General features: G+C 42.3%; 18 protein-coding genes. 2 read left to right on the top strand and 16 right to left on the bottom strand.

Going from position 1 to position 21,890, the window contains the following annotated elements; genetic code table 11:
* Positions 1-1,021 precede the first annotated feature (1,021 nt).
* A complete protein-coding gene (locus ACGLYD_RS00235) occupies positions 1,022-1,720 on the top strand; it encodes a dihydropteridine reductase (RefSeq protein WP_399630687.1) in 699 nt (232 codons plus the stop codon).
* A gap of 50 nt (positions 1,721-1,770) precedes the next feature.
* Here the strand turns inward: ACGLYD_RS00235 and rlmD are convergent, their stop codons facing one another.
* From rlmD to ACGLYD_RS00215, 4 genes are all read right to left on the bottom strand, one after another.
* Complete coding sequence (rlmD, locus tag ACGLYD_RS00230; RefSeq protein ID WP_399630684.1) at positions 1,771-3,132, bottom strand: 23S rRNA (uracil(1939)-C(5))-methyltransferase RlmD; 1,362 nt, start codon at positions 3,130-3,132, stop codon at positions 1,771-1,773.
* Between the two features lie 475 nt (positions 3,133-3,607).
* Entirely contained in the window at positions 3,608-3,727 is a 120-nt protein-coding gene (gene cydS, locus ACGLYD_RS00225) for a cytochrome bd oxidase small subunit CydS (RefSeq protein ID WP_399630682.1), read from the bottom strand.
* 13 nt (positions 3,728-3,740) lie between these two features.
* Complete coding sequence (locus tag ACGLYD_RS00220; protein WP_067205642.1) at positions 3,741-4,766, bottom strand: cytochrome d ubiquinol oxidase subunit II; 1,026 nt, start codon at positions 4,764-4,766, stop codon at positions 3,741-3,743.
* Positions 4,763-6,109, bottom strand: a complete 1,347-nt coding sequence (locus ACGLYD_RS00215; protein ID WP_187046609.1) for a cytochrome ubiquinol oxidase subunit I — start codon at positions 6,107-6,109, stop codon at positions 4,763-4,765. Before ACGLYD_RS00215 ends, ACGLYD_RS00220 begins: the two co-directional genes overlap by 4 nt.
* Before the next feature lie 382 nt (positions 6,110-6,491).
* Here ACGLYD_RS00215 and ACGLYD_RS00210 point away from each other — a divergent pair, with 382 nt between their 5' ends.
* Positions 6,492-6,920 (top strand): NUDIX domain-containing protein, encoded by a 429-nt coding sequence (locus ACGLYD_RS00210; protein ID WP_187046608.1) that lies wholly within the window; start codon positions 6,492-6,494, stop codon positions 6,918-6,920.
* Positions 6,921-7,182: 262 nt separating this feature from the next.
* Here the strand turns inward: ACGLYD_RS00210 and ACGLYD_RS00205 are convergent, their stop codons facing one another.
* The 12 genes from ACGLYD_RS00205 to ACGLYD_RS00150 all read right to left on the bottom strand — a co-directional run bounded on the left by ACGLYD_RS00205 (position 7,183) and on the right by ACGLYD_RS00150 (position 21,637).
* Positions 7,183-8,121: a diacylglycerol kinase gene (locus ACGLYD_RS00205; RefSeq protein WP_067205634.1), complete on the bottom strand. Its 939-nt coding sequence runs from the start codon at positions 8,119-8,121 to the stop codon at positions 7,183-7,185.
* 81 nt (positions 8,122-8,202) lie between these two features.
* Complete coding sequence (locus ACGLYD_RS00200) at positions 8,203-8,772, bottom strand: thioredoxin family protein (RefSeq protein WP_067213823.1); 570 nt, start codon at positions 8,770-8,772, stop codon at positions 8,203-8,205.
* Between the two features lie 183 nt (positions 8,773-8,955).
* Positions 8,956-10,386 (bottom strand): Asp-tRNA(Asn)/Glu-tRNA(Gln) amidotransferase subunit GatB, encoded by a 1,431-nt coding sequence (gatB, locus tag ACGLYD_RS00195; protein WP_187046607.1) that lies wholly within the window; start codon positions 10,384-10,386, stop codon positions 8,956-8,958.
* Positions 10,387-10,388: 2 nt separating this feature from the next.
* A complete protein-coding gene (gene gatA / locus ACGLYD_RS00190) occupies positions 10,389-11,852 on the bottom strand; it encodes an Asp-tRNA(Asn)/Glu-tRNA(Gln) amidotransferase subunit GatA (RefSeq protein WP_067205626.1) in 1,464 nt (487 codons plus the stop codon).
* A gap of 25 nt (positions 11,853-11,877) precedes the next feature.
* Positions 11,878-12,165, bottom strand: a complete 288-nt coding sequence (gene gatC, locus ACGLYD_RS00185) for an Asp-tRNA(Asn)/Glu-tRNA(Gln) amidotransferase subunit GatC (RefSeq protein ID WP_067205624.1) — start codon at positions 12,163-12,165, stop codon at positions 11,878-11,880.
* Between the two features lie 70 nt (positions 12,166-12,235).
* Positions 12,236-13,366, bottom strand: coding sequence for a CamS family sex pheromone protein (locus ACGLYD_RS00180; RefSeq protein WP_342539655.1), 1,131 nt, complete (start codon positions 13,364-13,366; stop codon positions 12,236-12,238).
* A 4-nt stretch (positions 13,367-13,370) separates the two neighbouring features.
* Entirely contained in the window at positions 13,371-15,383 is a 2,013-nt protein-coding gene (gene ligA / locus ACGLYD_RS00175; protein ID WP_067205618.1) for an NAD-dependent DNA ligase LigA, read from the bottom strand.
* A gap of 23 nt (positions 15,384-15,406) precedes the next feature.
* Positions 15,407-17,644, bottom strand: coding sequence for a DNA helicase PcrA (pcrA, locus tag ACGLYD_RS00170; RefSeq protein WP_399630675.1), 2,238 nt, complete (start codon positions 17,642-17,644; stop codon positions 15,407-15,409).
* A gap of 52 nt (positions 17,645-17,696) precedes the next feature.
* Positions 17,697-18,389, bottom strand: a complete 693-nt coding sequence (locus ACGLYD_RS00165; protein ID WP_067205615.1) for a heptaprenylglyceryl phosphate synthase — start codon at positions 18,387-18,389, stop codon at positions 17,697-17,699.
* A gap of 107 nt (positions 18,390-18,496) precedes the next feature.
* On the bottom strand, positions 18,497-18,817 hold the full coding sequence (locus tag ACGLYD_RS00160) for a YerC/YecD family TrpR-related protein (protein ID WP_067205613.1): 321 nt from the start codon (positions 18,815-18,817) through the stop codon (positions 18,497-18,499).
* A gap of 27 nt (positions 18,818-18,844) precedes the next feature.
* On the bottom strand, positions 18,845-19,909 hold the full coding sequence (locus ACGLYD_RS00155) for a DUF3048 domain-containing protein (RefSeq protein ID WP_255428572.1): 1,065 nt from the start codon (positions 19,907-19,909) through the stop codon (positions 18,845-18,847).
* Positions 19,910-19,918: 9 nt separating this feature from the next.
* Positions 19,919-21,637, bottom strand: a complete 1,719-nt coding sequence (locus tag ACGLYD_RS00150) for an adenine deaminase C-terminal domain-containing protein (protein WP_399630670.1) — start codon at positions 21,635-21,637, stop codon at positions 19,919-19,921.
* Positions 21,638-21,890 lie beyond the last annotated feature (253 nt).

Genomic DNA, 21,890 nt, shown 5'->3' with positions numbered 1-21,890 from the left:
TAGTCTCATACAAAGCTGTGTAATCATCTCGTCTTGTCGTAGAATACAGTTTCGAAAAGAACCGCCTTTTGTTCCACTGATAGTTTTGAAGGTTTACCGAGTGATATTCCCTTCTTTGTAAGCAGACCAATAACTATTAACTGTAAAGGGATTATGACCGATTATTTGAGCAATCTAATTGATTTTGGACGCCCTATTGGTTATCTCTATACCCGCTAGGAAGAGCTTAAAATCTTTAAATCAATTATGTTGTTTATTTAGTTTCTTATTAATTTTTAAAATCGATATATTAAACACTGAAATTGTAAAAAGCTTGAGGATTCAAATTTGAATCCTCAAGCTTTTTACATTTATATAGTATGTAAGTCTAACCATGCCAACTCTTCGAATAAAGCTTTTAAGGAACAATATAAAACTGTTCGTTTCGAATTGCATCAAAGAAATTATATAAAAATCTCCAATTGGATAAAAGATGGCACTATATACTTTGGCTACACCTCTCTATTTATCCTATCTAACCAGTTTATCGATGAAATTCCCCATACCAATTCACAATTACCTTGTCTATTTATCGTTTGACTATGTCTGTATAAGAGCCAATTACATGGTGATTGGCATATATTACTCAACATAAAAGGTGAAGAATCAAGTTAAAAACGATTCTTCACCTTTCATTCAATATCTCGTTTCAAATCTCCAACCATGCAACGCATTCGACATATGTGTATTCACCTACACCATCGTTCATGTATATATTTCAGTTGCTTCCCTTTTAAATAGTTGTTTGCCATCAAATACTTTAACTAACAAGAAGTGAGCATGAAGAAATTAATTTTCGCATGCAACATTGGATTCATAGTTCAATGTTACATAGGAACTTTTTATTAAGCATTCTAGCTAACCTGATTTAATTAAAGTTTTTTTTGCAAGACTTGAAATAAAAAACCATTTAATTGATAATCGTTATCAACTACTATATATTTAATAGTGACAGAAAATATAAATGTAAAGGGAGAGTATAATGCAAATATACTGGACTAAAATAAATAAAATTATTGAAGAAACTCCTGAAGTGAAAACATACTTGCTCGATCGTCCGGAGGACTTTTCATGGGAGGAAGGTTCCCACACTCATTTCGCACTTAAAGGTTTTAACGCTGGAGATAAGCCGAACCGTAGCTTAATTCGCCACATGTCAATATCCACTTTACCTCATGAAAATTCAATTGGCATTACAACCCGTATCAGAGAACATTGCTCCGAGTTTAAAGCGATCTTAAGAAATCTTGAAGTTGGCAATGAAGTTGCAATATTTAAAACTCATTCGAATATACCACTTAAAAGAGAAAACAAAAATGTTTATCTATTGTCATCAGGCGTTGGCCTGGCAACTTTCAGACCACTTGTACTTGATTACTTTGAACGTGCGGAAAACGTCAATCAAGTTCATTCCTTAAACATCGATTCGTCAAAGGATTTCCTATTCTCTACTATTTTTGAATCTGCACCTGATAAGAAATTCATATCACGGTTCGTCGATAATCGGAAAGACTACTATGAAGAAGTGAAAAATCTAACTGCCGATAAAGACGGACAGTTCTATATAGTTGGCAGTGACGAATTCCTCATGCAGAATATTGAATTGCTGCGTGAACAAGGGATCAAACCAGAACAAATTATGCTCGATAAACGTCAACAGCAACTGTCTGAGTTTTTATGATTTTAAAAACGGGAAAAGATTCACCTTTTCCCGTTTTCCTTATCCTCGAATCAAATCTCCAACCAAGCCACACACTCCACATGACTCGAATGAGGGAACATATCAACCGGCTGTACTTCCTGCGTGCGATAACCGCCATCTTCAAGTATGCGTAAATCCCGTGCAAGTGTACCTGGATTACATGATACGTAAACAACACGTTTTGGCTTATACTCCAAAATTGTTTTCAAAAGTTCTTCGTCGCAGCCTTTACGCGGTGGATCAACAACCAGCACGTCGAATCGTTTGCCATCTGCATACCATTTCGGAATGACGACTTCAGCAGGGCCTGCTTCGAAATGCGCGTTATTTATGCCATTCAATTCCGCGTTGCGTTTAGCGTCTTCGATTGCTTCGGGAACGATTTCAACGCCATAAACTTCTTTTGCTTTTTGTGCGATGAACAACGAAATTGTACCAATACCGCAATACGCATCGATGACAGATTCATTTCCTGTTAGCTGTGCGTACTCTAGTGCCTGTCCGTAAAGAACTTCCGTCTGTACAGGGTTCACTTGGTAGAAAGAGCGTGCAGATATTTCGAAATCGATGTTGCCGATTGAATCGACAATAACCGGTTTCCCGTATAACAAAACTGTTTCATCACCGAAAATAACGTTCGTTCTCTCGGTGTTAAAGTTTTGCATAATTGACGTTACATTTGGAACGACACGTTTAATAAGTTCTATGGCTGCATCTTTCTGCGTAAATTTCTTTTTGCGCGTTACTAAAACAACCATTACGTCGCCTGAGGTACGTCCTTTCCGGACAATTAAGTGACGAAGCAAACCTAAGTGAGTCTTTTCATCATAGGCATCAACGCCGATTGCATGTAGCTCATATTTCAACATAGCCATTAGGTCATCTGCTTCATGACTTTGGATGAGACAGATATCTGTGTCAACGATGTGATGTGTACGCGATTTATAAAATCCAGAAACAACTTTGCCATCCCGCTCACTGAAAGGTATTTGTGATTTATTGCGGTAGCGCCAAGGGTCGTCCATCCCTTTTACTGGGTGCACTGGCACATGGGGGAGTTTTGCGACACGGTCCATTACATCACGTACTGTTTTACGCTTTTGCACAAGTTGACCTTCGTAAGACAAGTGTTGCATCTGACATCCACCGCATTCTGAGAATACATGACAAGGCGGTTTTACTCGATCAGGGGATGCTTTCGTTATATTTAACAGCCTGCCAAAGCCGTATTTTTTCAATGTTTTACCTACTTGTATATCAACCTCTTCGCCTGGAAGCACACCGGGGATGAAAAGCGGATAGCCGTCCACTTTTGCTACGCCCGAACCATCGTGCGTTAAATCTTCTACGTAGACGCTGAGACGATCGTTTCTATTTACACTATATGACATTATATTTTCCTCCAAATTTCAGATGTCTTTAGTTTACCATGCTGAGAGTGAAAAAACAGATGTCGCATGGGCATCTATTAGACAATACATGTACTTTACTGTGGGAGTAGATTTTTTTTTGGCTAGTCGGCACTTGTATATGCTCGGTTGGTCTACCCATATAATCGGTAAACTAACCTATATGATCGGTCAGCACACGCTTAGGATCGATTGCCTACCTATATGATCGGTCAGCACACACTTAGGATCGATTATGATCGGTCAGCATGCACTTATGATTGGCTACCAACTTTTATGATCGGTTAGCACACGCTTATGATCGGTTGCCTACTTTTATGATTGGTCAGCACACGCTCAGGATCGATTGCCTACTTTTATGATCAGTTGCCTTCTTATATGATCGGTTCGCACCCACATACGCCCGCCTACCGATCACCAACAAAAAACAGACGCCACAATCGACGTCTGCTCTCTTTTACTTTTCTTTTTCAATCTGCTTCTTTATGGCTCCGTCCATTGGTGCAATAACGAACGCAACGACGAGTCCCCCGATGAGGACGATGAAAGGTGCGTAAAACATTAAAAAGTGATTCATGGACCATTCCTCCTTATGCGTGGTAGTCGCCTTTTCCGCGGACGTAGTCTTTATCGAATAGGAATAGACGCATGAGCAAGTACAATGACGGAATCAGCAGCCCAAGTCCCATGATGAACACCACGATAAGCGAGATGGCCATGGCCGGGTTCGTGAAGCTGTCGTAAATCGTCAAATACGGGTACAACAAGTATGGATAATGGGACGCACCATAGCCAAAGAAGGCGAAGGCAAACTGGCCCACTAGCAATAGGAACGCGAGTCCGTAATTACGGCGCTTCCAGATTAGCCAAACCGTTCCGATGAACATGATAAACGAGATAAGGAACATCGGCCAGAAGTTTTGGATGTTAGTGTAATGTTCCGGATTGTGATTTCTTAGTTCGAATATAATGCCCCCTGCTGTGATAATCGTCGGCAATGCCCAGATGAGCGCATATTTCCGAATCATATTCGTCGCTGCAACATCACGTGCTTTATTCGCATACCAAGTCAGGAATACCGCCGATATATAAAGCGTTGCGGCGATGCTTAACACAACGATCGACCAGGTCAACGGACTGGAGAACAGCCTCCAATAATCGAGTACGGGATTGCCATTTACCATGTCGATAAATCCACCTTCAGAAATGGTAAGTACGATGGACAGCGATGCTGGAATAAGTATTCCAGCAAGGCCGTACATGAACGAATACCCTTTGTGTCCACGTGCCCCGTATGTCTCAAATGCATAATAGGAACCACGGATGGCCAGTAGGATAATCCCAATGCTGACGGGGATTAATAACGTCGTTCCATAATAAAACGCTGTTTTCGGGAAAAACCCAATAATCCCCACAAAGAAGAAAACTAAGAAAACGTTGGTCACTTCCCAAACAGGCGATAAATAGCGCTGAATAATGTTGGTCAAAATATGCTGACGGCCAGTGAGCGTGCTGTAGGCATTGAAAAAACCTGCTCCAAAATCAATGGCACCAATCAGTATATAACCGAACAGGAAAGTCCATAGAACGGATATGCCTAGTATCTCAAGTGTCATAGCACGTCGCCGCCTTTCTCCGTATCACGATCTTCAATTTCGCGTTCAACTGGATTGTTGCGGAACATTTTTCTCAGTACGACTATACTACCGACTCCTAGGACAAGATAAAGCAAGCAGAACAAGATAAGCATGGAGTCAACATGTCCGCTCGTCGTAGCAGCGTCCTGCGTTCGCATAATGCCTCTTAGAATCCATGGCTGTCTACCAACTTCAGCAAGCCACCAACCGGCTTCAATCGCTACTAGTGTTAGCGGACCACCGAGTACGATAAGCCAGCGGAACCATTTCGTAGAAACCATTTTCCAACCTCGTTGAACCCCTAACCAAAATACGCCCGATAGAAGGGTCATCCAAATACCAATTGACACCATTATGTCGAATAAGTAATGGATGTAAAGTGGCGGAACTTCATCTTCAGGGAATTGATCCAGACCAGCTACCTCTTGAGTAAAACTACCGTGTGCAAGGAATGATAATGCATATGGTATTTCGATGGCATATTTAACTTCTCCATCTTTGAGAATGCCGTACATTATCAGCGGCGCATTTTCACTTGTTTCAAGATGCCATTCTGCGGCAGCCAATTTTTCAGGTTGATACTCCGCTAAATATTTCCCTGAGAAGTCACCGATAATTGCTGATGCAATTGCAAAGACAAGCCCAACTTTCATCGTTAGATAAAGTGCTTTTTTGTGGTATTCATGATTCGAACCTTTTAACAGACGGAACGCTGCAATCGCTGCAAGCACAAAAGCAGCTGTCATATAAGAAGTCGCAACAACGTGTGCCACTTTCGTCGGCATCGCTGGATTGAACATCGCAAGTAGCGGATTGACGTTAACGAATTCACCATTAACGATATCAAACCCTCTTGGTGCATTCATGAATGCGTTAACGATTGTGATGAACACCGCAGAAAAGGATGCTCCGATGGCAACCGGAATAAGTAATAGAAAATGTTTCTTTTGGTTTTCAAAACGATCCCATGTATATAAGTAAATACCGAGGAAAATTGCTTCAAAAAAGAATGCAAACGTCTCCATAAATAACGGAAGTGCAATGACGTTCCCTGCAAGTTCCATGAAATTAGGCCATAACAAGGATAATTGTAAACCGATTGCGGTTCCTGTTACGACACCAACGGCAACTGTAATGATAAAACCTCTTGCCCAACGTCGTGCAAGTAAAATATAGTGATCATCGTTTTTCTTTATGCCAACCCATTGTGCGATCATAATCATCAACGGTACTCCGACGCCAATTGTTGCATAAATAATATGGAATGATAAAGTTGTTTCGGTTAAGACCCTTGAAAAAAAGACTGCTTCTTCATTTCCCATCTGCGTATCCCCCTTTAGCTCCCGAAGATTTTACCAAAAATTGATAACAGCATAATTCCTGCAATAATAAATGCAAGCCATATAAGTCTTTTTTCATGTATTTTGTACACTTGCACCATGTCCTTTCAAATACATCATGATTCTATTGTATACCCTCTATACCACCCAGTAGTTACGTTTAAAACGATTTACATGAACTATTTGTGACTAGACATATTGAACAAGTGAATACCAATATAAAAAGTGAACGAAGGCGTTCAACAATGAATAGCTTTAATGAATTCAATGAAATTCTTTATTTCAACAAATATGTAGCAAAGTACCTGCTTGCCGGAGGACGGAATATTGTGTATATTTAATAAACTAAAGCGGGGTGAACACAGTGGAACTAAAAAGAAAAATATTAGCTTATATTACAAAAGGTGAGGGTACCAATCGGGAAATTCTGGTGTTCGAGCATAAAGATAATCCTAACGCCGGCTTACAGGTCCCCGGAGGAACAATTGAAGTTGACGAGCTTCTGATAGACGCATTATATCGGGAAATCGAAGAAGAAACAGGTATTAATAGAGAAGATTTAGAGTTGAAAGGGAAAGTTATTAAATCGAATTACTTCCCTGAACATAAGAATGTTATCTATGAAAGGAATATTTTTCACCTCACGTTTATCGGTAAAGAACATGATGGGTGGGAACACCGTGTATATGGAGGTGGCGAAGACGACGGTATGATATTTATCCATCGCTGGGTACCCATCAACAAGTTGCCCGAACTAGCCGCCAATCAAGATCAGGCAATAGAATTTATTTAAGAAAAGCGAAAGGCGCCGTCCTGTCGCAACAAGGAGGGATGTAATTCAAATCCCTCCCCACTCATACCTGCATCCTTGCATGGCCTACTTCAAGCCCCACAGCTGTACTGTACTTTAAAGCTACCTAGCCTAGACACTGCTCCAAAGTGACATTCTTATATTTTCTTATCTTTTTTAGAAAATGAGCTGTAGGAATGCCCACTTTCGGCATCCTTACAGCTCATTTTGTCCAATCTACTAACTACCTAATCCTGACTGCAATTTACGACTCTACAGAAGAATCCGGTAGGTCTACTCGATCCTCATTCCGTAATTCACTCATAGGAACAAACATCTCAATATGCCTATAAAGATTTTCAAACCTTGCCGGTAATACTCCACCGTATTCTCCATCTAGATTGAGGAGTACCTTTTCAGTGGATGTCACTGTGATTTTTTCTGCTTTAGTTGAAATAACAAGCGGATCATCTAGATGCTCACCTCTGAGAGCAAGCGAAACAACACGTATGAATTCAGCGATATTACACTTTTTCAGGATGAGCAAAGTGAATTTCCCGTCATTAATGCTTGAACCAGGGGCAAGTTTTTCAAAGCCGCCGACTGAATTCGTTAAGCCGACGAGAAACATCATTGCTTCATCCTCAAATACTTCACCATCGTATTCAATCTTGACGTGAGTAGAGTGGATCGACGGCAACATCTCAATACCTTTTAAATAATAAGCAAGCTGCCCAAGTACTGTCTTCAATCTGCTTGGGACATCATATGTCAATTCGGTCAATCTGCCGCCACCTGCAATGTTAATAAAGTGGCGATCGTTCATTAAACCAACATCGACAGGTATCGTTTCTCCACGAATGATAATATCTACCGCTTCGTTAATATCACGAGGAATACGTAACGCGCGCGCAAAGTCGTTCGTCGTTCCAGTAGGAATAAGTCCAACTTTGGGACGATTGTCAAATGGACTCACGCCCGCGATGACTTCGTTCAATGTGCCATCCCCACCTGAAGCAATTACAAGGTCAAAACCAGCTTCTACAGCATGTTTAGCTGCTTCTGTTGCATCTCCTTCACACGTTGTCGCATGACAAGATGTTTCATAACCGGCCTTTTCAAGCTTCTCGAGTACCTCACCCAGGTGTTTGCGGAATGCTTCGCGTCCCGACGTCGGATTATAAATAATTCTTGCTCGTTTCATCCGTAATTCCCTCTATTCGTACATATGTTTTTTAAAAGAATCAGCTAAAATGCTCGATTAATAAGACATGCCACTTGGCACTTAAGATTGTTTCTGCAATACCGGTAAGAATGTTTTACGAATGTCATCGTATACTGTCAACCACAGCTCTGGCTTGGATGTATATTCGGCAGTAATCCGCTCGATGAATGCCTGTTGTTTTTCTTTATAAACTGGTGAATCAGCTGCAGGTAAGTCTTTGCGCAATTCTAAAACATATTCTTGAATGGCAGCTGCTCGCGGTCCCCATTTCGCCTCGACTTCCCCGTCTTCATCAAGCAATAAGTATACAGGAATCGACCTACCTCCATTTGTCAGATGTTTGTCGATTAAGTCCGTATCTGCATCACGGTATGCCGTACGTACGTCAAGACCCGCGGCTTCCGCTATTCTTCGAAGAACCGGATTATTCATCATAGCGTCTCCGCACCAATCTTCCGTAATGACTAAGATATTCGGTTTCTTTGCTTTTAATAGCTCGATGAATTCATCATCTGCCGGCACTTCGAATTGTTCATAAATGCGAAAACTTTCTTCTTTATGTTTTTCCATCTTATTCATATACTGTTCGAGTGAAATGGCTTCATCAAAGTATTGTTGTTCAGTTTTCATCAATCATCCACACTCCTTTTCTTTAATTGTACGTCGTCCCTTCCCGCGAATCAAATTACGAGATTAAAAAAAGACGCTCTGTACAGGGACTTGGAAAAGTCTTATGCAGAACGTCTCAATTAAAAATAGGAAATAATAAGTTTTCGCCTAAAAATGGTGTCAAGGCGCCTTACGCTTTTCTAGTTACCTCTTCGCAATTTCCTCAAGAAGAATTTTATTAACGAGTGGCGGGTTTGCCTGCCCTTTCGTCGCTTTCATAATTTGACCAACGAGGAAGCCTACTGCGCGCTCTTTCCCGTTTTTATAGTCTTCAATCGATTGTTCATTTGCATCTAATGTTTCAGTGACGATTGTTCGAAGCGTGCCTTCATCAGAAATTTGGACAAGCCCTTTTTCTTTGACGATGTCTGCTGCATTTCCGCCGTTATCAATCAATTCCTTGAACACTTTTTTCGCGATTTTAGATGAAATTGTACCATCTGTAATCAGCTTAATCATACTTGCAAGTCCTTCAGGCGTTAATGCCGTAGCATCAAGTTCTTTTGCCTCTGCATTTAGATAAGCTGAAACTTCACCCATAAGCCAGTTAGATGCAAGCTTCGCATCCGCTCCCGCCGTAACAGTTGCTTCGAAGAAATCAGACATATCTTTTGTCAGTGTCAATACCATCGCATCGTAAGCAGGTAAGTCAAGGTCGTTGATATAACGGTCCTTACGAGCGTCCGGAAGTTCTGGAATTTCAGCACGAACACGTGCCATCCATGCCTCATCGATATGAATATCTGTCAAATCAGGTTCAGGAATAAAGCGATAATCATTCGCTGGACCTTTGACACGCATAAGAATTGTTTTACCTGTTGCTTCATCGTAACGGCGTGTTTGCTGTTCGATTTTACCACCGGATAATAAAACTTCTTCTTGACGATCCACTTCATATGCGATTCCTCTACGAACGAAGTTGAATGAGTTCAAGTTTTTCAATTCCGTTTTCGTTCCAAATTCCTCTTGTCCAAACGGACGGATAGAAATGTTGGCGTCACAACGGAGTGATCCTTCTTCCATACGGACATCGGAAACACCTGTGTATTGAATGATAGCTTTCAATTTTTCAAGGAAAGCATACGCTTCTTCAGGAGACCGTACATCAGCTTCAGTTACAATTTCAATTAATGGTACACCTTGTCTGTTTAAGTCAACAAGCGAGTGACCTTCATCGGTATGTGTTAATTTCCCTGCATCTTCTTCAAGGTGAACGCGTTCAATACGAATCTTTTTCTTTTTACCATCAACTTCGATTTCTACCCAACCGTTTGCACCAATTGGACGGTCATCTTGAGAGATTTGGTAAGCTTTCGGATTATCGGGATAGAAGTAATGCTTACGGTCGAAATTAGTAATAGGCGCAATTTCACAGTTAAGTGCCATTGCAGCTTTCATACCGAAATCAACTGCTTGTTCGTTCATCACCGGTAATACACCTGGATAAGCCAAGTCAATCACATGAATGTTCATGTTTGGTTCCGCACCAAAATGTGCATGAGCTGGGGACATGATTTTCGAATTTGTTTTAAGTTCTACGTGGACTTCAAGTCCTACTACTGTTTCAAAGTTCATTATTATTTCCCCTCCCATATGACTGGAGTTTGTGTATGGAAATCAGTCGCTTGTTCGTAAGCATGTGCAACTTTGTAGAGTGTCGCTTCATCGTAATGTTTCCCGATAATTTGAAGACCAAGTGGAAGTCCATTCGAAAATCCGCATGGAACCGAAATTGCCGGTACACCCGCAAGGTTAATCGGAACTGTTAAAATGTCGTTTGCATACAGCGTCAACGGATCTTCTAGTTTTTCACCAATTTTATAAGCCGTTGTCGCAGATGAAGGTCCGATGATTACATCGTATTTTTCGAAAAGAGTAGCAAAGTCTTGTGCAATGAGTGTACGTACTTTTTGCGATTTCACATATAAACCACCGTGTTGAGCTGCACCTAATGAATACATACCGAATAAAATACGTTTTTTCACTTCATTGCCAAAAGCTTCAGAACGTGTACGCGCGTATAATTCTTCAAGATCCTTGACGCCTTCAGCACGATAACCGTAACGAATCCCGTCAAAACGAGCAAGATTCGATGATGCTTCAGAAGATGATATGACATAGTAGACTTCAGATGCATACTTCGAATGTGGAAGTGAAACTTCTTCCCACTCGGCACCAAGTGATTCGAGTACTTTGAGCGCTTCCAATACTGCATTTTTCGCTTCTTCAGATACACCTTCACCTAAATACTCGGCTGGAACGCCGATTTTTAAGCCTTTGATGTCGCCGGTTAGTGCAGCACGGAAATCAGGAACAGCCTGCGGAGATGTAGATGAATCTTTTGCATCTAAGCCTGCAATTGCACTTAGTAGCAATGCATTGTCTTCAACGTTGCGCGTAATCGGACCAATTTGGTCTAGTGATGATGCGAAAGCAACAAGACCTGAACGAGACACGCGACCGTATGTTGGCTTCATGCCGACAACGCCACAGAATGCAGCGGGTTGACGGACAGAGCCGCCTGTATCTGAACCAAGTGCGAATGCTACTTCGCCGGCTGCAACTGCCGCCGCCGAACCGCCTGATGAACCTCCGGGAACGTAATCAAGATTCCATGGATTATGTGTCGTTTGGAATGCAGATCTTTCTGTCGTCGATCCCATCGCAAATTCATCCATATTCAGTTTCCCGATTGTTACCATTCCTGCTTCATTGATTTTATCAACCACTGTCGCATCGTAAACTGGTACGAAGCCTTCAAGCATCTTACTAGCAGCAGTTGTAACAATGCCTTTTGTAACGATATTATCTTTCAGACCGATCGGTAACCCGAATAGAGGTCCCCGTCCTTCTAATGGCTGGTTGTCCAATTCTTCCGCTTTAGCGAGTGCCTGTTCGCCATTTGTTGAGAGGAAAGCTTGTACTTTTCCATCCATCTTTTCAATACGGGCTAGTGACTCCTCCGTCAGTTCTTTGACAGATACTTCCCGATTATGTAATAGCGACTGAAGTTCTGTTGCCGTCTTTTCAAATAACGTCATTTTTCTTCCTCCTTAAATCCATTCATCAAATGATAGTCGGCACTTTGATTTGTCCGTCTTCATGCTCTTTCACGCTCTTCAGCATCTCTTCCCTGTCAAGTGCGTCTGTCGGAATATCCTTACGTAATACATTGAAAAGCGGCAGTGGATGTGTCATTGGAGCAATCTGCTCAGTGTCCACTTCTTCTAGTTTAATGGAAAATCCAATCATGTCTTCGAGTTGCTCAGCAAACATTTCTGCCTCAGCGTCTGTCATAGCAATCCTTGCAAGACCTGCGTGACGTTTCACTTCATCTATCGTCAATTGTGTCATTTTTTCTCCTCCTCTTTGAATTGTACGGTTAATCATATCATCTTCCTATTATGATGAAAAGTTATGTTGATCAATAGCCGTAAATATGAACGAATGGCTTATCATTATCTGCCTCTTTCACGATTAATGCTTCCGGTCCATTGACGGACGTTATACTTACTTCTGTATGCACATTCGGGAAATGTTGATTAACGAGTGACGTCATATATTGCGTGAAACCGATCGTTTCACTTGTACCAAAGAATTGGATTGGTACTTTTATTTCAAGCGACTTTAAGTTGTTGTCTTTATAAAATCCGGTGCCTATGACGTTGACGAAACTCGGGAAATACGCATCGATATCCTGTTTAAAGCTATCAAATGTAGTATTCATTTCCCTATATTCGCCATTCGCAGAAGACGCTGGGAAAACAACATACTTCTCGTTAACTACTTTCCAACCTGTCGGTGCCGATTGCCCTTTTCCAGCGATGGCTGTTGCAAAATAAGTGCCCGGGACAATGGAGTTGCGGCTCTCTTGCTTAAACAGTCCGACAACAATCGGGATATCTGATAGCCCTTCCTGTGTACGCAGCCGCTTTACAACTTCTTCAGCCATTTTCATACCTTGCTTCTCAAGTACCTTATCCGTTATTTTGGTCTCTTTTCCACTTCTCGAATAGCTGGTTGAATTAAGTGCTAGACCGACGGAAATCCCGGCAAGATGGAGTTTCTTGTCATCCGTCATTACGAGGTAGTTCTGTTCGACGATATGGGCCAGATAATTCGGCGCCACTTCCGAGGCTGTCTCTTCGCTCATGCCTTCCTCGATGGGTGGATTCAAACCAGCTTTATTCGCTGAACTTCTTGACAGCCAGGCCTGGGCAGTCTCCTTGTCGATATGTTGCCCTTCCTGAAAGTAATGGTTTTTCGGATTAAACTGCTGATTGGAAAGACGTAAGAGCCCTTCCTCTGCTTCCTGCATATCGTATTTTGTATAGATATTGTTTACGATTAGACCACGACTCGCACTTTTCTTGAAAGAGATAGGTGTCTTGTAAAACTCTTCTTTTAATTGGACATCCGGTATCATGACAGTCTCTTCAATGCTTTCGTCGTTCTCCTGGACGGCTTCCTCTTTCTCCGTTCCGAATGAAGGAAGACACCCTCCAAGTAGAAGAATGGCTGCAAGTCCAGGTAGTATACCTATTTTTCTCATCATATAATTACTCCTTTTCGCCAAGTGCTTCAATCAACTCAGCTTCATTCCACACAGTAATTTCAAGCTCCTCGGCTTTTGCCAATTTCGAGCCGGCGTCTTCCCCTGCAATCACAAGATCTGTCTTTTTACTCACGCTACCACTCACTTTTCCGCCGAATGCTTCGATTTTCTCTTTCGCTTCGCCACGGGTCAAAATGGATAGTTTCCCTGTTAGGACAACAGTCTTGCCAGAAAATAGGCCGTCTGTCGGTACATCTTGCCGCCTGCGTCCTTTATAGGCTGTATTCAATCCGTAAGCCTCCAGCTTTCGAAGCACTTCAAGAACTTTTTCATTGCTAAAATAGGTCGTAATTGAATCGGCTACCTTGTCCCCGATTTCGTGGATGGTTACAAGCCGCTCTGCATCGGCTACCATTAGATCAGCAAGTGTTCCGAACTCCTCCGCAAGTATTGCTGCCGCTTTTTCACCTACATGGCGGATACCTAGTCCAAAGAGCATTTTTTCAAGTGAATTTTCTTTTGATGCTTCAATTGCAGTTAGTAGATTCGAGACGGATTTTTCACCCATCCGTTCGAGTTCAATTAATTGCTCTCTTGTCAGCGTATATAGATCCGAGACGTCGTGGACAAGATCTGCCTTGTACAAAAGGTCAACTACCCGTTCACCAATTCCTTCGATATTCATTGCATTGCGGGACACGAAGTGAATAATGGCTTCTTTCATCTGTGCTGGACATTGTGGATTAACACAACGTATCGCAACTTCTTCCTCGATTCGAACGAGTTCTGAATCACAGACAGGACAGTTCGTTGGCATTTCAAAAGGTACTTCATCACCAGTGCGTTTTTCCACAATTGCAGCGACTACCTCCGGAATAATATCTCCTGCTTTTCGGATAATAACTGTGTCGCCGATTCGAACGTCTTTTTCTTTAATGAGATCCTCATTATGCAACGATGCGCGTCCTACAGTCGATCCCGCGACAAGAACTGGTTGAAGTATAGCTGTTGGAGTCACTACACCTGTTCTGCCAACACTAAGCTCTATATCTAGCAACGTTGTGACGACTTCCTCAGCGGGAAACTTGTAAGCAGTCGCCCATTTCGGACTTTTCGCCGTAAATCCAAGCTGTTCCTGATCCTCAAAGTTATCGACTTTTACAACAATCCCGTCGATTTCATAGTCAAGAGCGGAACGGCTTTCCCCCCACTCCCCAACATAGTCAATCACTTCTTCAATTGTGGCGCATCGCTTGCGTTCTTTGTTCGTTTCAAAGCCAAGCGCAGCAAGGTAATCTAATGAGTCTGAATGACTATCTTGTCCGAATAAACTTCCATCGCCACCGATTCCATAAACGAATATCGCCAAATTTCGGCTCGCCGCTATTTTTGGATCGAGTTGGCGAAGTGAGCCTGCCGCCGCGTTACGTGGATTGGCGAACGGCTCATCGCCGGCTTCGTCGCGCATTGCATTCAATTTCACGAACGATTGCTTCGGCATATAAGCCTCGCCGCGAACTTCAATCGCAACAGATTCTTTCAGTCGAAGTGGGATTGTCCGGATTGTTTTTAAACTTGCCGTTATATCTTCCCCGACCGTACCATCTCCACGAGTTGAGCCCTGTACAAACTTTCCGTCGACATATCTGAGCGAAATAGCAAGCCCATCTATTTTTAGTTCACAAATATACGAAACATCGTGTCCTGCTGCCGCCTTAACACGCCTGTCAAATTCTCTCAAATCTTCTTCATTGAATGCATTCGATAGACTAAGCATCGGAAACTCGTGAACGACTTTTCCAAATCCCTTCAGTATCTCTCCACCTACACGCTGTGAGGGGGAGTCCGGATAAATGAGGTCAGGATTTTCCGCTTCAATCGACAACAGTTCCTGCATATATTGGTCATAGATTGCGTCGGAAGTAAGCGGTTTATCAAGCGAATAATAAGCATGACCATACTGATGAAGCAGGTTATTCAATTCTTCCACCCGTTTTTCGAGTTCAAGTCGATCCATCGATTTTTTCTCTCCTTCAGCCATCATGCTTTTTCAATTGGTGCAAATTTTGCTAAGAGACGTTTGACTCCGACTGGATTTGGAAATGCGATGTCCAGTTCTACTTCTTCGCCTGTCCCTTTTACGCTGACAATCATGCCGGTTCCCCACTTTTTGTGAACCGCTTTGTCGCCAGGGCTCCATCCCATTTTGTCTCCACCACTGGTATTATATACAGGCTTTTTAACAGCAGATCGCACAGGTGCTTCATTACGTGCTTTGGATCCGCCTCCAATGGAGAATCCGGAATCTCTTGAAACAATTTCCGTAATGTCATCCGAAATTTCTGCAATGAAACGTGAAGGGCTATTATAGCTCGCACGTCCATAAAGCGTGCGGTACGATGCGGAAGTTAGATAGAGTTTTTGCTCTGCACGCGTGATTCCCACATACGCAAGACGCCTTTCTTCTTCCATCTCCTCGTCATCTCCCATTGAACGGGAGTGCGGAAAGACGTTTTCTTCCATTCCGATGATGAAGACAACAGGAAATTCAAGACCTTTGGCGGCGTGCATCGTCATAAGGACAATTTTCTCTGTAGATTTGTTCTCTTCTTTATCAAGTGAATCAATATCTGCGATGAGCGCAAGATCTGTCAGGAAGGCGACTAATGATTTGTCACCTGTATCTTCTTCTGCACGTTTTTCAAAAGCTTCCGTTACAGATAAAAACTCTTCGATATTTTCCAGACGACTTTCTGACTCAATTGTTTTTTCACGATGAAGCATTTCGCGGTAACCCGATTTATCAAGTATTTGCTCAACAAGTTCAGTCACCGATAAGTATACCTGCATTCGAGTAAATCCTGCGATCAGCTCACGGAACTTGGCAACTTCATTTGCAGCTCTTGACGTAATGCCCATAAAGTCAACTTCTTGTAATGCGTCAAAAATGGAGCGGTCATGTTCAATTGCAAAGCGCGCCATTTTATCGAATGAAGTAGCACCAATACTGCGCTTTGGTTCATTAATAATCCGGGCCAGTGCAAGATCATCGTCATTGTTGGATACGAGTTTTAAATATGCAAGCAAGTCTTTAATCTCTTTCCGTTCATAAAACTTCGTGCCACCAACAATTGTGTAATCGAGATTGGATTTCACAAGATATTCCTCGATAACGCGCGACTGAGCATTTGTACGATACAAAACTGCAAATTGGTCGAGTTTTAGTTTCTCCTGCTCTTGCAATTCAATAACTTTACCTACGACAAACTGCGATTCATCTTTTTCATCGCTTGCTTTGTAGACATAAATTGAATCGCCTTCTTCATTATCTGTGCGTAGCTTTTTATCATAGCGGCTCTTGTTATTTGTTATGACGTCGTTCGCTGCCTGTAAGATGCGTTGTGTCGAACGATAGTTTTGTTCAAGCATAATCATTTCGGCATTTTTATAGTCTTTTTCAAAGGACAGAATATTGCCGATGTCCGCACCGCGCCATCTATAGATAGATTGGTCAGAGTCTCCAACAACACATAAGTTTTTAAATTTAGCCGCCAGCATATTAACAAGCCTATACTGTGCGTTATTTGTATCCTGGTATTCATCCACATGAATGTATTGGAATTTGTTTTGATAAAATTCAAGGACATCTGGTACACGTTCGAATAAGACCAACGTCATCATGATTAAATCGTCAAAATCAAATGATTGGTTTTTACGCAACCGCTTTGCATAGCCATCATAGACGTCTGCAATCGTTTTTTCATAGGGGTTATGAGGGTTGATTTGTGCGCGGTACATTTCTGCATCAATACACTCGTTTTTCGCTGAGCTAATAGCATTCAGCATTGAACGTGGTTCGTATTGTTTCGCATCAAGGTTCAACGTTTTCAAAACGCTTTTAATGACCGACAATTGATCGGCTGAATCGAGAATCGAAAATGATGTTGAAATACCGATTCGATCAACGTTACGTCGCAGTATTCGGACACACATTGAGTGGAATGTCGAAACCCACATCCGCTCGCCTGTGCCAGCACCAAGCAGTCCATCAATACGGTCACGCATTTCACGTGCCGCTTTGTTAGTGAATGTAATCGCGAGAATATTGGAAGGATAAATGTTTTTCTCAACGACGAGATAGGCAATCCGATGTGTTAGGACACGTGTTTTACCAGAGCCAGCACCCGCCATAATAAGCAGTGCACCTTCTGTTTTCTTCACTGCGCGAGCTTGTTCTGGGTTCATACCTATAAGTAAGTCTTCTGCTATTTTATTCATCTATTATCGCCCTCTCGGAACATTTGTTCTTTTATTATACACTGATTTGGCCTTAACGGGAAACCGATTTCACCGCGTCTACTGTTCCCAATGCCGCCTTGAAATCTTCATAGATGACGTTACCAACGATAATTGTATCCGCAATTTCAGCCATCTTTTTAGCATCTTCACCATTCCTAATGCCGCCTCCATAAAATAGGCGAGTTTTTTCGAGCACGCGTGATGCTGCTTCTACTATTTTAGGATCACCATACATACCGCTGTACTCCAGATAAAAAATGGGTAATTTGAAAAGATGTTCTGCCATGCGAGCATAAGCGACGACATCCTCTTCGTTCGGAACTTCTGTCACTCCAGTCAATTTCGCCGCTTTACAATCGGGGTTCATAATGCAATACCCTTCCGGTTGAATTTCATCCCAGTCCATCATATGCCCATATTCACGAAGCGCGGAATGATGAAGTCCATTAATCCATTCGACTTTCGTTGAGTTAAGCACCGTTGGGATGAAATAATAATCAAAACCCGGTGTCACTGAGTCAACTGTCGATATCTCAAGTGCAACTGAAACGGAATACCTTCTAATTCGGACGAGCAAATCGAGTACGTTATCGAGCGTCACTCCATCTGTTCCACCAACAATAATTCCATCTGTTCCTGACTCTGCAAGCAGTTCCAATTGTTCGTCTGTCACTGTTTTTTCAGGATCTAATTTAAAGGCATGACGCCATGTAGTGAAATCCATGTTTGACCACCCAATCTTATAATGTACGTTTCTCTAGTATACCAAAAAAACCGGACAGATTCTTTCCCTGTCCGGTTCTAACTAAAAGCGTAAGGCACCTGAAGTGCTTATTTAGTCTCCGCTTCCTCTTCATTCACTTGCGGATAGAGGCGTCCAAGTACTTTTCCATACCCGCCAGAGCCGTAATCCACACAGCGTCGTACTCTTGAGATAGTTGCAGTACTGGCACCTGTCTCACCTTGTATCTTATCGTACGTCTTCTTCATCATAAGCATTTGCGCCACTTCCAAGCGTTGGGCGAGTGACTGCAATTCACTTATCGTGACGAGATCATCAAAGAATTCATAACATTCATCGAGGTCTTTTAATTCGAGCATTGCTTTAAATAGTTGGTCCGTCTGATGACCACGGATTTTGTCGATTTGCATATGTCTCCCTCTCTCTGAATGAATTTCTTAAGGGGTATATGTGACAGACGTTTCCATTCCAGGTTGAGTCGAAACGATGTGAATCCACGTTTTACCCGGAACAAGTTTCGCAGGAACACCATTTTCCATCGGTGTTAGGATTCCGTCAATATTTTCCCATTCGATTTCCTTTTCAATACCTGCATGGAACATCATACCTCTACCGCCCGATTCAATATCGACTGACTGTCTGCCGACGTTATCAATTGTACGATGGGCTGTTTCGAATATAAGTATATTAGACAGTTCCACTGGCTTTTCGTTGGATTTATCGACTGTTAGGATCCCTTTTACCATTCTATTGTACGTTCCTTTTTCGGCATCGTAGGAATACGTGCTTGTAAAGTCCGGGTCTGTGCCATAACGAACAACAAGCATCGATGCGATATCCCCTATTTTAGCACCTTCTATCGAATCTAGGAAAGAAAATGGCGGTATTACGGACAATTCTATCGACGAATTGGTTTTCTCCATACCTGCTAGCACATTATCTTTCGTTATATACGAATTATGCGGAGCTCTTCGTTCTTTGGAGCGATTGAAAAGCGTTCCATCATATTGCATACCGTTTATATTATCCACGAAACGATTTTGCAGCATTTGTTTGGCATCTGGGCTATATCCGTGCGCCACGTAAAATGCGTCAAGTCCTTTTGAGATTTGGACAAAGTAATCCCTCGCACTGCGGATAGGACCGATTTCTTCAGGTAGCTCACTTTGAAATAATGCCAAAAGCCTTGTAATGTTGCCTTCTGCTGCAAGTTCATAGACAATATCTGCATCACTAATGCCTGATTGTGGTCTTGCAAGCGGATGATTGTTAATCGTCATCAGAACTGCGCGACGGGTACTTTCCTCTTCTGATAGAACACCAGTGAACGGTTCTTTATACAAGGTTGGCCCCTGTACAGGTTCTTCTTCAACGATTACTTCTTCCTCTTCCTCTATCGGCTCGGGTACAACGTCCTCCGCCTTCTCTTCTTTTGAACACGCCGCTAACAGCAACATTAAGATAGCTATGTACAATAGCCACCCTCTCATTTTCTTCTCCATTTACGCCTCCTATCTTCCGGTTACCGGAACAATCATTTCTTTTTTCATAACATCGTACAGCCCCATCTGTGTGATGCGTATGTACGGTAAATGTGTTGATTGCAAGAAAAGCAACGTATAGACTGCATCGCCTTTCGTGTAACCACGATCTGCCAGTGCCTTTTTCAATTCTATCTCCTGCTCAATCAATTTTTGAACCGGTTCTGCCGATAAACCGCCACCGATTGCCAGTGGAAGAGTCGCGACGATACCACCGTTTTCCGAGAGCACCATACCGCCACCGATTCGTTTAATTTCCTTAAAGGCATTGTGCATTTCTTTTTTATCTTTGCCGATTAAGATAATATCCCCTGTATTCGAATACGAAGACGCAAAGCCTTGAATTCCTGTTGCGAACCCTTTAATAATTGTATTGACATGCCATTTTCCATTTCTATCGAGAAGCATAAGGAAACTTTCATCGTGATCATCCGCAAGTTTATCGACCTTTGTGTCAATCGTCACATTATACGGTTTTGTAATGACATCGTTAAGCATTTCGATACCAACCAGATTGTCAAATATGAAATCCGATTCATCAAGTTCGAAATTCGGTGCGAACGCTTCAACAAACGACCAATCAATGGTTGGGAAAGGTTCCGTCGATTCATTTTCACGTTTCAACCATTTTCCTTTGGATAAAACATCCGTCGGCACTGGATTGTACTCATCCTCCAGAATATTTAGCGTTGCAAAACGACCTGTCGCAATGAATCCGTGTAAATCGGTCATATCATAATAGCGCGCAACGTTATAAGATGCCATCTGGTATGCATCAATTGGCGGAACCCCCGCTTCAAGCGCAGCACGGATACATTTATCCATTACGCCATCGAGGTGAAATGAAGGCGTCGATCCGTCCGTCGTCATCATCAAGTGATCAAACACATTTAATTCTTTGGCAACAATGTCTTTTAATAAATGTGGAAGATCCGGACGAATGGATGAATAGCGTAGGGTCACTCCATACCCGTGCAGTAGCCGTGCCTCTACCTCTTCTATCGTCATCGCTTCATGATCACCGTCTGTTCCAAGAAGACGCATCCGTGCCAACGTCCGCTCAGAGGCACCAGGGAAATGCCCTTCTATTTTCTTGCCCCCTATTTTTGCAGCATTTACAGAGGCGACCATATTGGGTTCCCCTGTCATGAGCCGTGGCCAACCCGTCAACTCTCCGCCCACCAATACTTCTGGACGTTCAATCCACTCTTTAATAGAAGCTAGATTAAACAATTCAGCCTCCTTCTGTAGAATCGTCTGTGAATCAAACCGTGCCCACCAGTAAAATGAAAACGGTAATTTATTTAACTCATCAAGCAGCCCAAACGATGTTTCGTTATCAAGAGACATGAATAATATAAGATTATCCGAAATGAATGTCGTTGTCCCAAGCCGCGATGCATAATCTGCAAACGTCCGCGGGTTGTACAATTGAAACGGATGAACATGCGGTTCAATATAACCAGGTACAATTTTCTTCCCTGTAGCATCGAAGATTTCGGCGCCTTCTGTCATTACCGGCATTTCCTTCCCGGCGTACACAATCCGATCGCCAGCAATCCAAATGATGCCTGTCACCCATTTTTTATAGATTGAATGTAAATATTCTGCATTAGTAATAATGAGGTCCGGCGCCTTCTTGCCGTCGATCATATGTAGTTGGTCTTTTATTTCTTTAGGCTCCCACATGATACACTCTCCCTTTAACTGAACTATTCATACTATTTATCGTAGCATAGCATTGAGGAAATAAATAGGGAGTTCGGTAGACATTTTTTGTTATTTCGGACAAACGAGGAGTTCATATTGAGGCGGGCGTTGTGAAGTTTACACTGAACGTTGTTAACTTTTGATATTCTGTTGTCTACTTTTGAGGTAACGTTGCGAACTTCTTGATACGTTGCATGCTTTCTCAACTTTGTTGTTTAGTTTACGCGGTGTG

Source organism: Sporosarcina sp. SG10008 (assembly GCF_044569405.1).
In the GTDB taxonomy this organism is placed as follows: Bacteria; Bacillota; Bacilli; order Bacillales_A; family Planococcaceae; genus Sporosarcina; species Sporosarcina psychrophila.
The sequence above is the reverse complement of the archived record's forward strand: the minus strand, read 5'-3'. Positions and strand labels throughout refer to the sequence as shown.

What these genes read in the sequence shown, in the direction of transcription:
- ACGLYD_RS00200 (WP_067213823.1), bottom strand. Translation starts at nt 8,772, where the DNA reads ATGAAAACTGAACAACAATACTTTGATGAAGCCATTTCACTCGAACAG.
- pcrA (WP_399630675.1), bottom strand. Translation starts at nt 17,644, where the DNA reads ATGAATAAAATAGCAGAAGACTTACTTATAGGTATGAACCCAGAACAA.
- ligA (WP_067205618.1), bottom strand. Translation starts at nt 15,383, where the DNA reads ATGGATCGACTTGAACTCGAAAAACGGGTGGAAGAATTGAATAACCTG.
- gatA (WP_067205626.1), bottom strand. Translation starts at nt 11,852, where the DNA reads ATGACGTTATTTGAAAAGACGGCAACAGAACTTCAGTCGCTATTACAT.
- ACGLYD_RS00155 (WP_255428572.1), bottom strand. Translation starts at nt 19,909, where the DNA reads ATGGAGAAGAAAATGAGAGGGTGGCTATTGTACATAGCTATCTTAATG.
- ACGLYD_RS00165 (WP_067205615.1), bottom strand. Translation starts at nt 18,389, where the DNA reads ATGGATTTCACTACATGGCGTCATGCCTTTAAATTAGATCCTGAAAAA.
- ACGLYD_RS00205 (WP_067205634.1), bottom strand. Translation starts at nt 8,121, where the DNA reads ATGAAACGAGCAAGAATTATTTATAATCCGACGTCGGGACGCGAAGCA.
- gatC (WP_067205624.1), bottom strand. Translation starts at nt 12,165, where the DNA reads ATGACACAATTGACGATAGATGAAGTGAAACGTCACGCAGGTCTTGCA.
- ACGLYD_RS00180 (WP_342539655.1), bottom strand. Translation starts at nt 13,366, where the DNA reads ATGATGAGAAAAATAGGTATACTACCTGGACTTGCAGCCATTCTTCTA.
- rlmD (WP_399630684.1), bottom strand. Translation starts at nt 3,132, where the DNA reads ATGTCATATAGTGTAAATAGAAACGATCGTCTCAGCGTCTACGTAGAA.
- gatB (WP_187046607.1), bottom strand. Translation starts at nt 10,386, where the DNA reads ATGAACTTTGAAACAGTAGTAGGACTTGAAGTCCACGTAGAACTTAAA.
- cydS (WP_399630682.1), bottom strand. Translation starts at nt 3,727, where the DNA reads ATGAATCACTTTTTAATGTTTTACGCACCTTTCATCGTCCTCATCGGG.
- ACGLYD_RS00235 (WP_399630687.1), top strand. Translation starts at nt 1,022, where the DNA reads ATGCAAATATACTGGACTAAAATAAATAAAATTATTGAAGAAACTCCT.
- ACGLYD_RS00150 (WP_399630670.1), bottom strand. Translation starts at nt 21,637, where the DNA reads ATGTGGGAGCCTAAAGAAATAAAAGACCAACTACATATGATCGACGGC.
- ACGLYD_RS00220 (WP_067205642.1), bottom strand. Translation starts at nt 4,766, where the DNA reads ATGACACTTGAGATACTAGGCATATCCGTTCTATGGACTTTCCTGTTC.
- ACGLYD_RS00215 (WP_187046609.1), bottom strand. Translation starts at nt 6,109, where the DNA reads ATGGGAAATGAAGAAGCAGTCTTTTTTTCAAGGGTCTTAACCGAAACA.
- ACGLYD_RS00160 (WP_067205613.1), bottom strand. Translation starts at nt 18,817, where the DNA reads ATGCAAATCGACAAAATCCGTGGTCATCAGACGGACCAACTATTTAAA.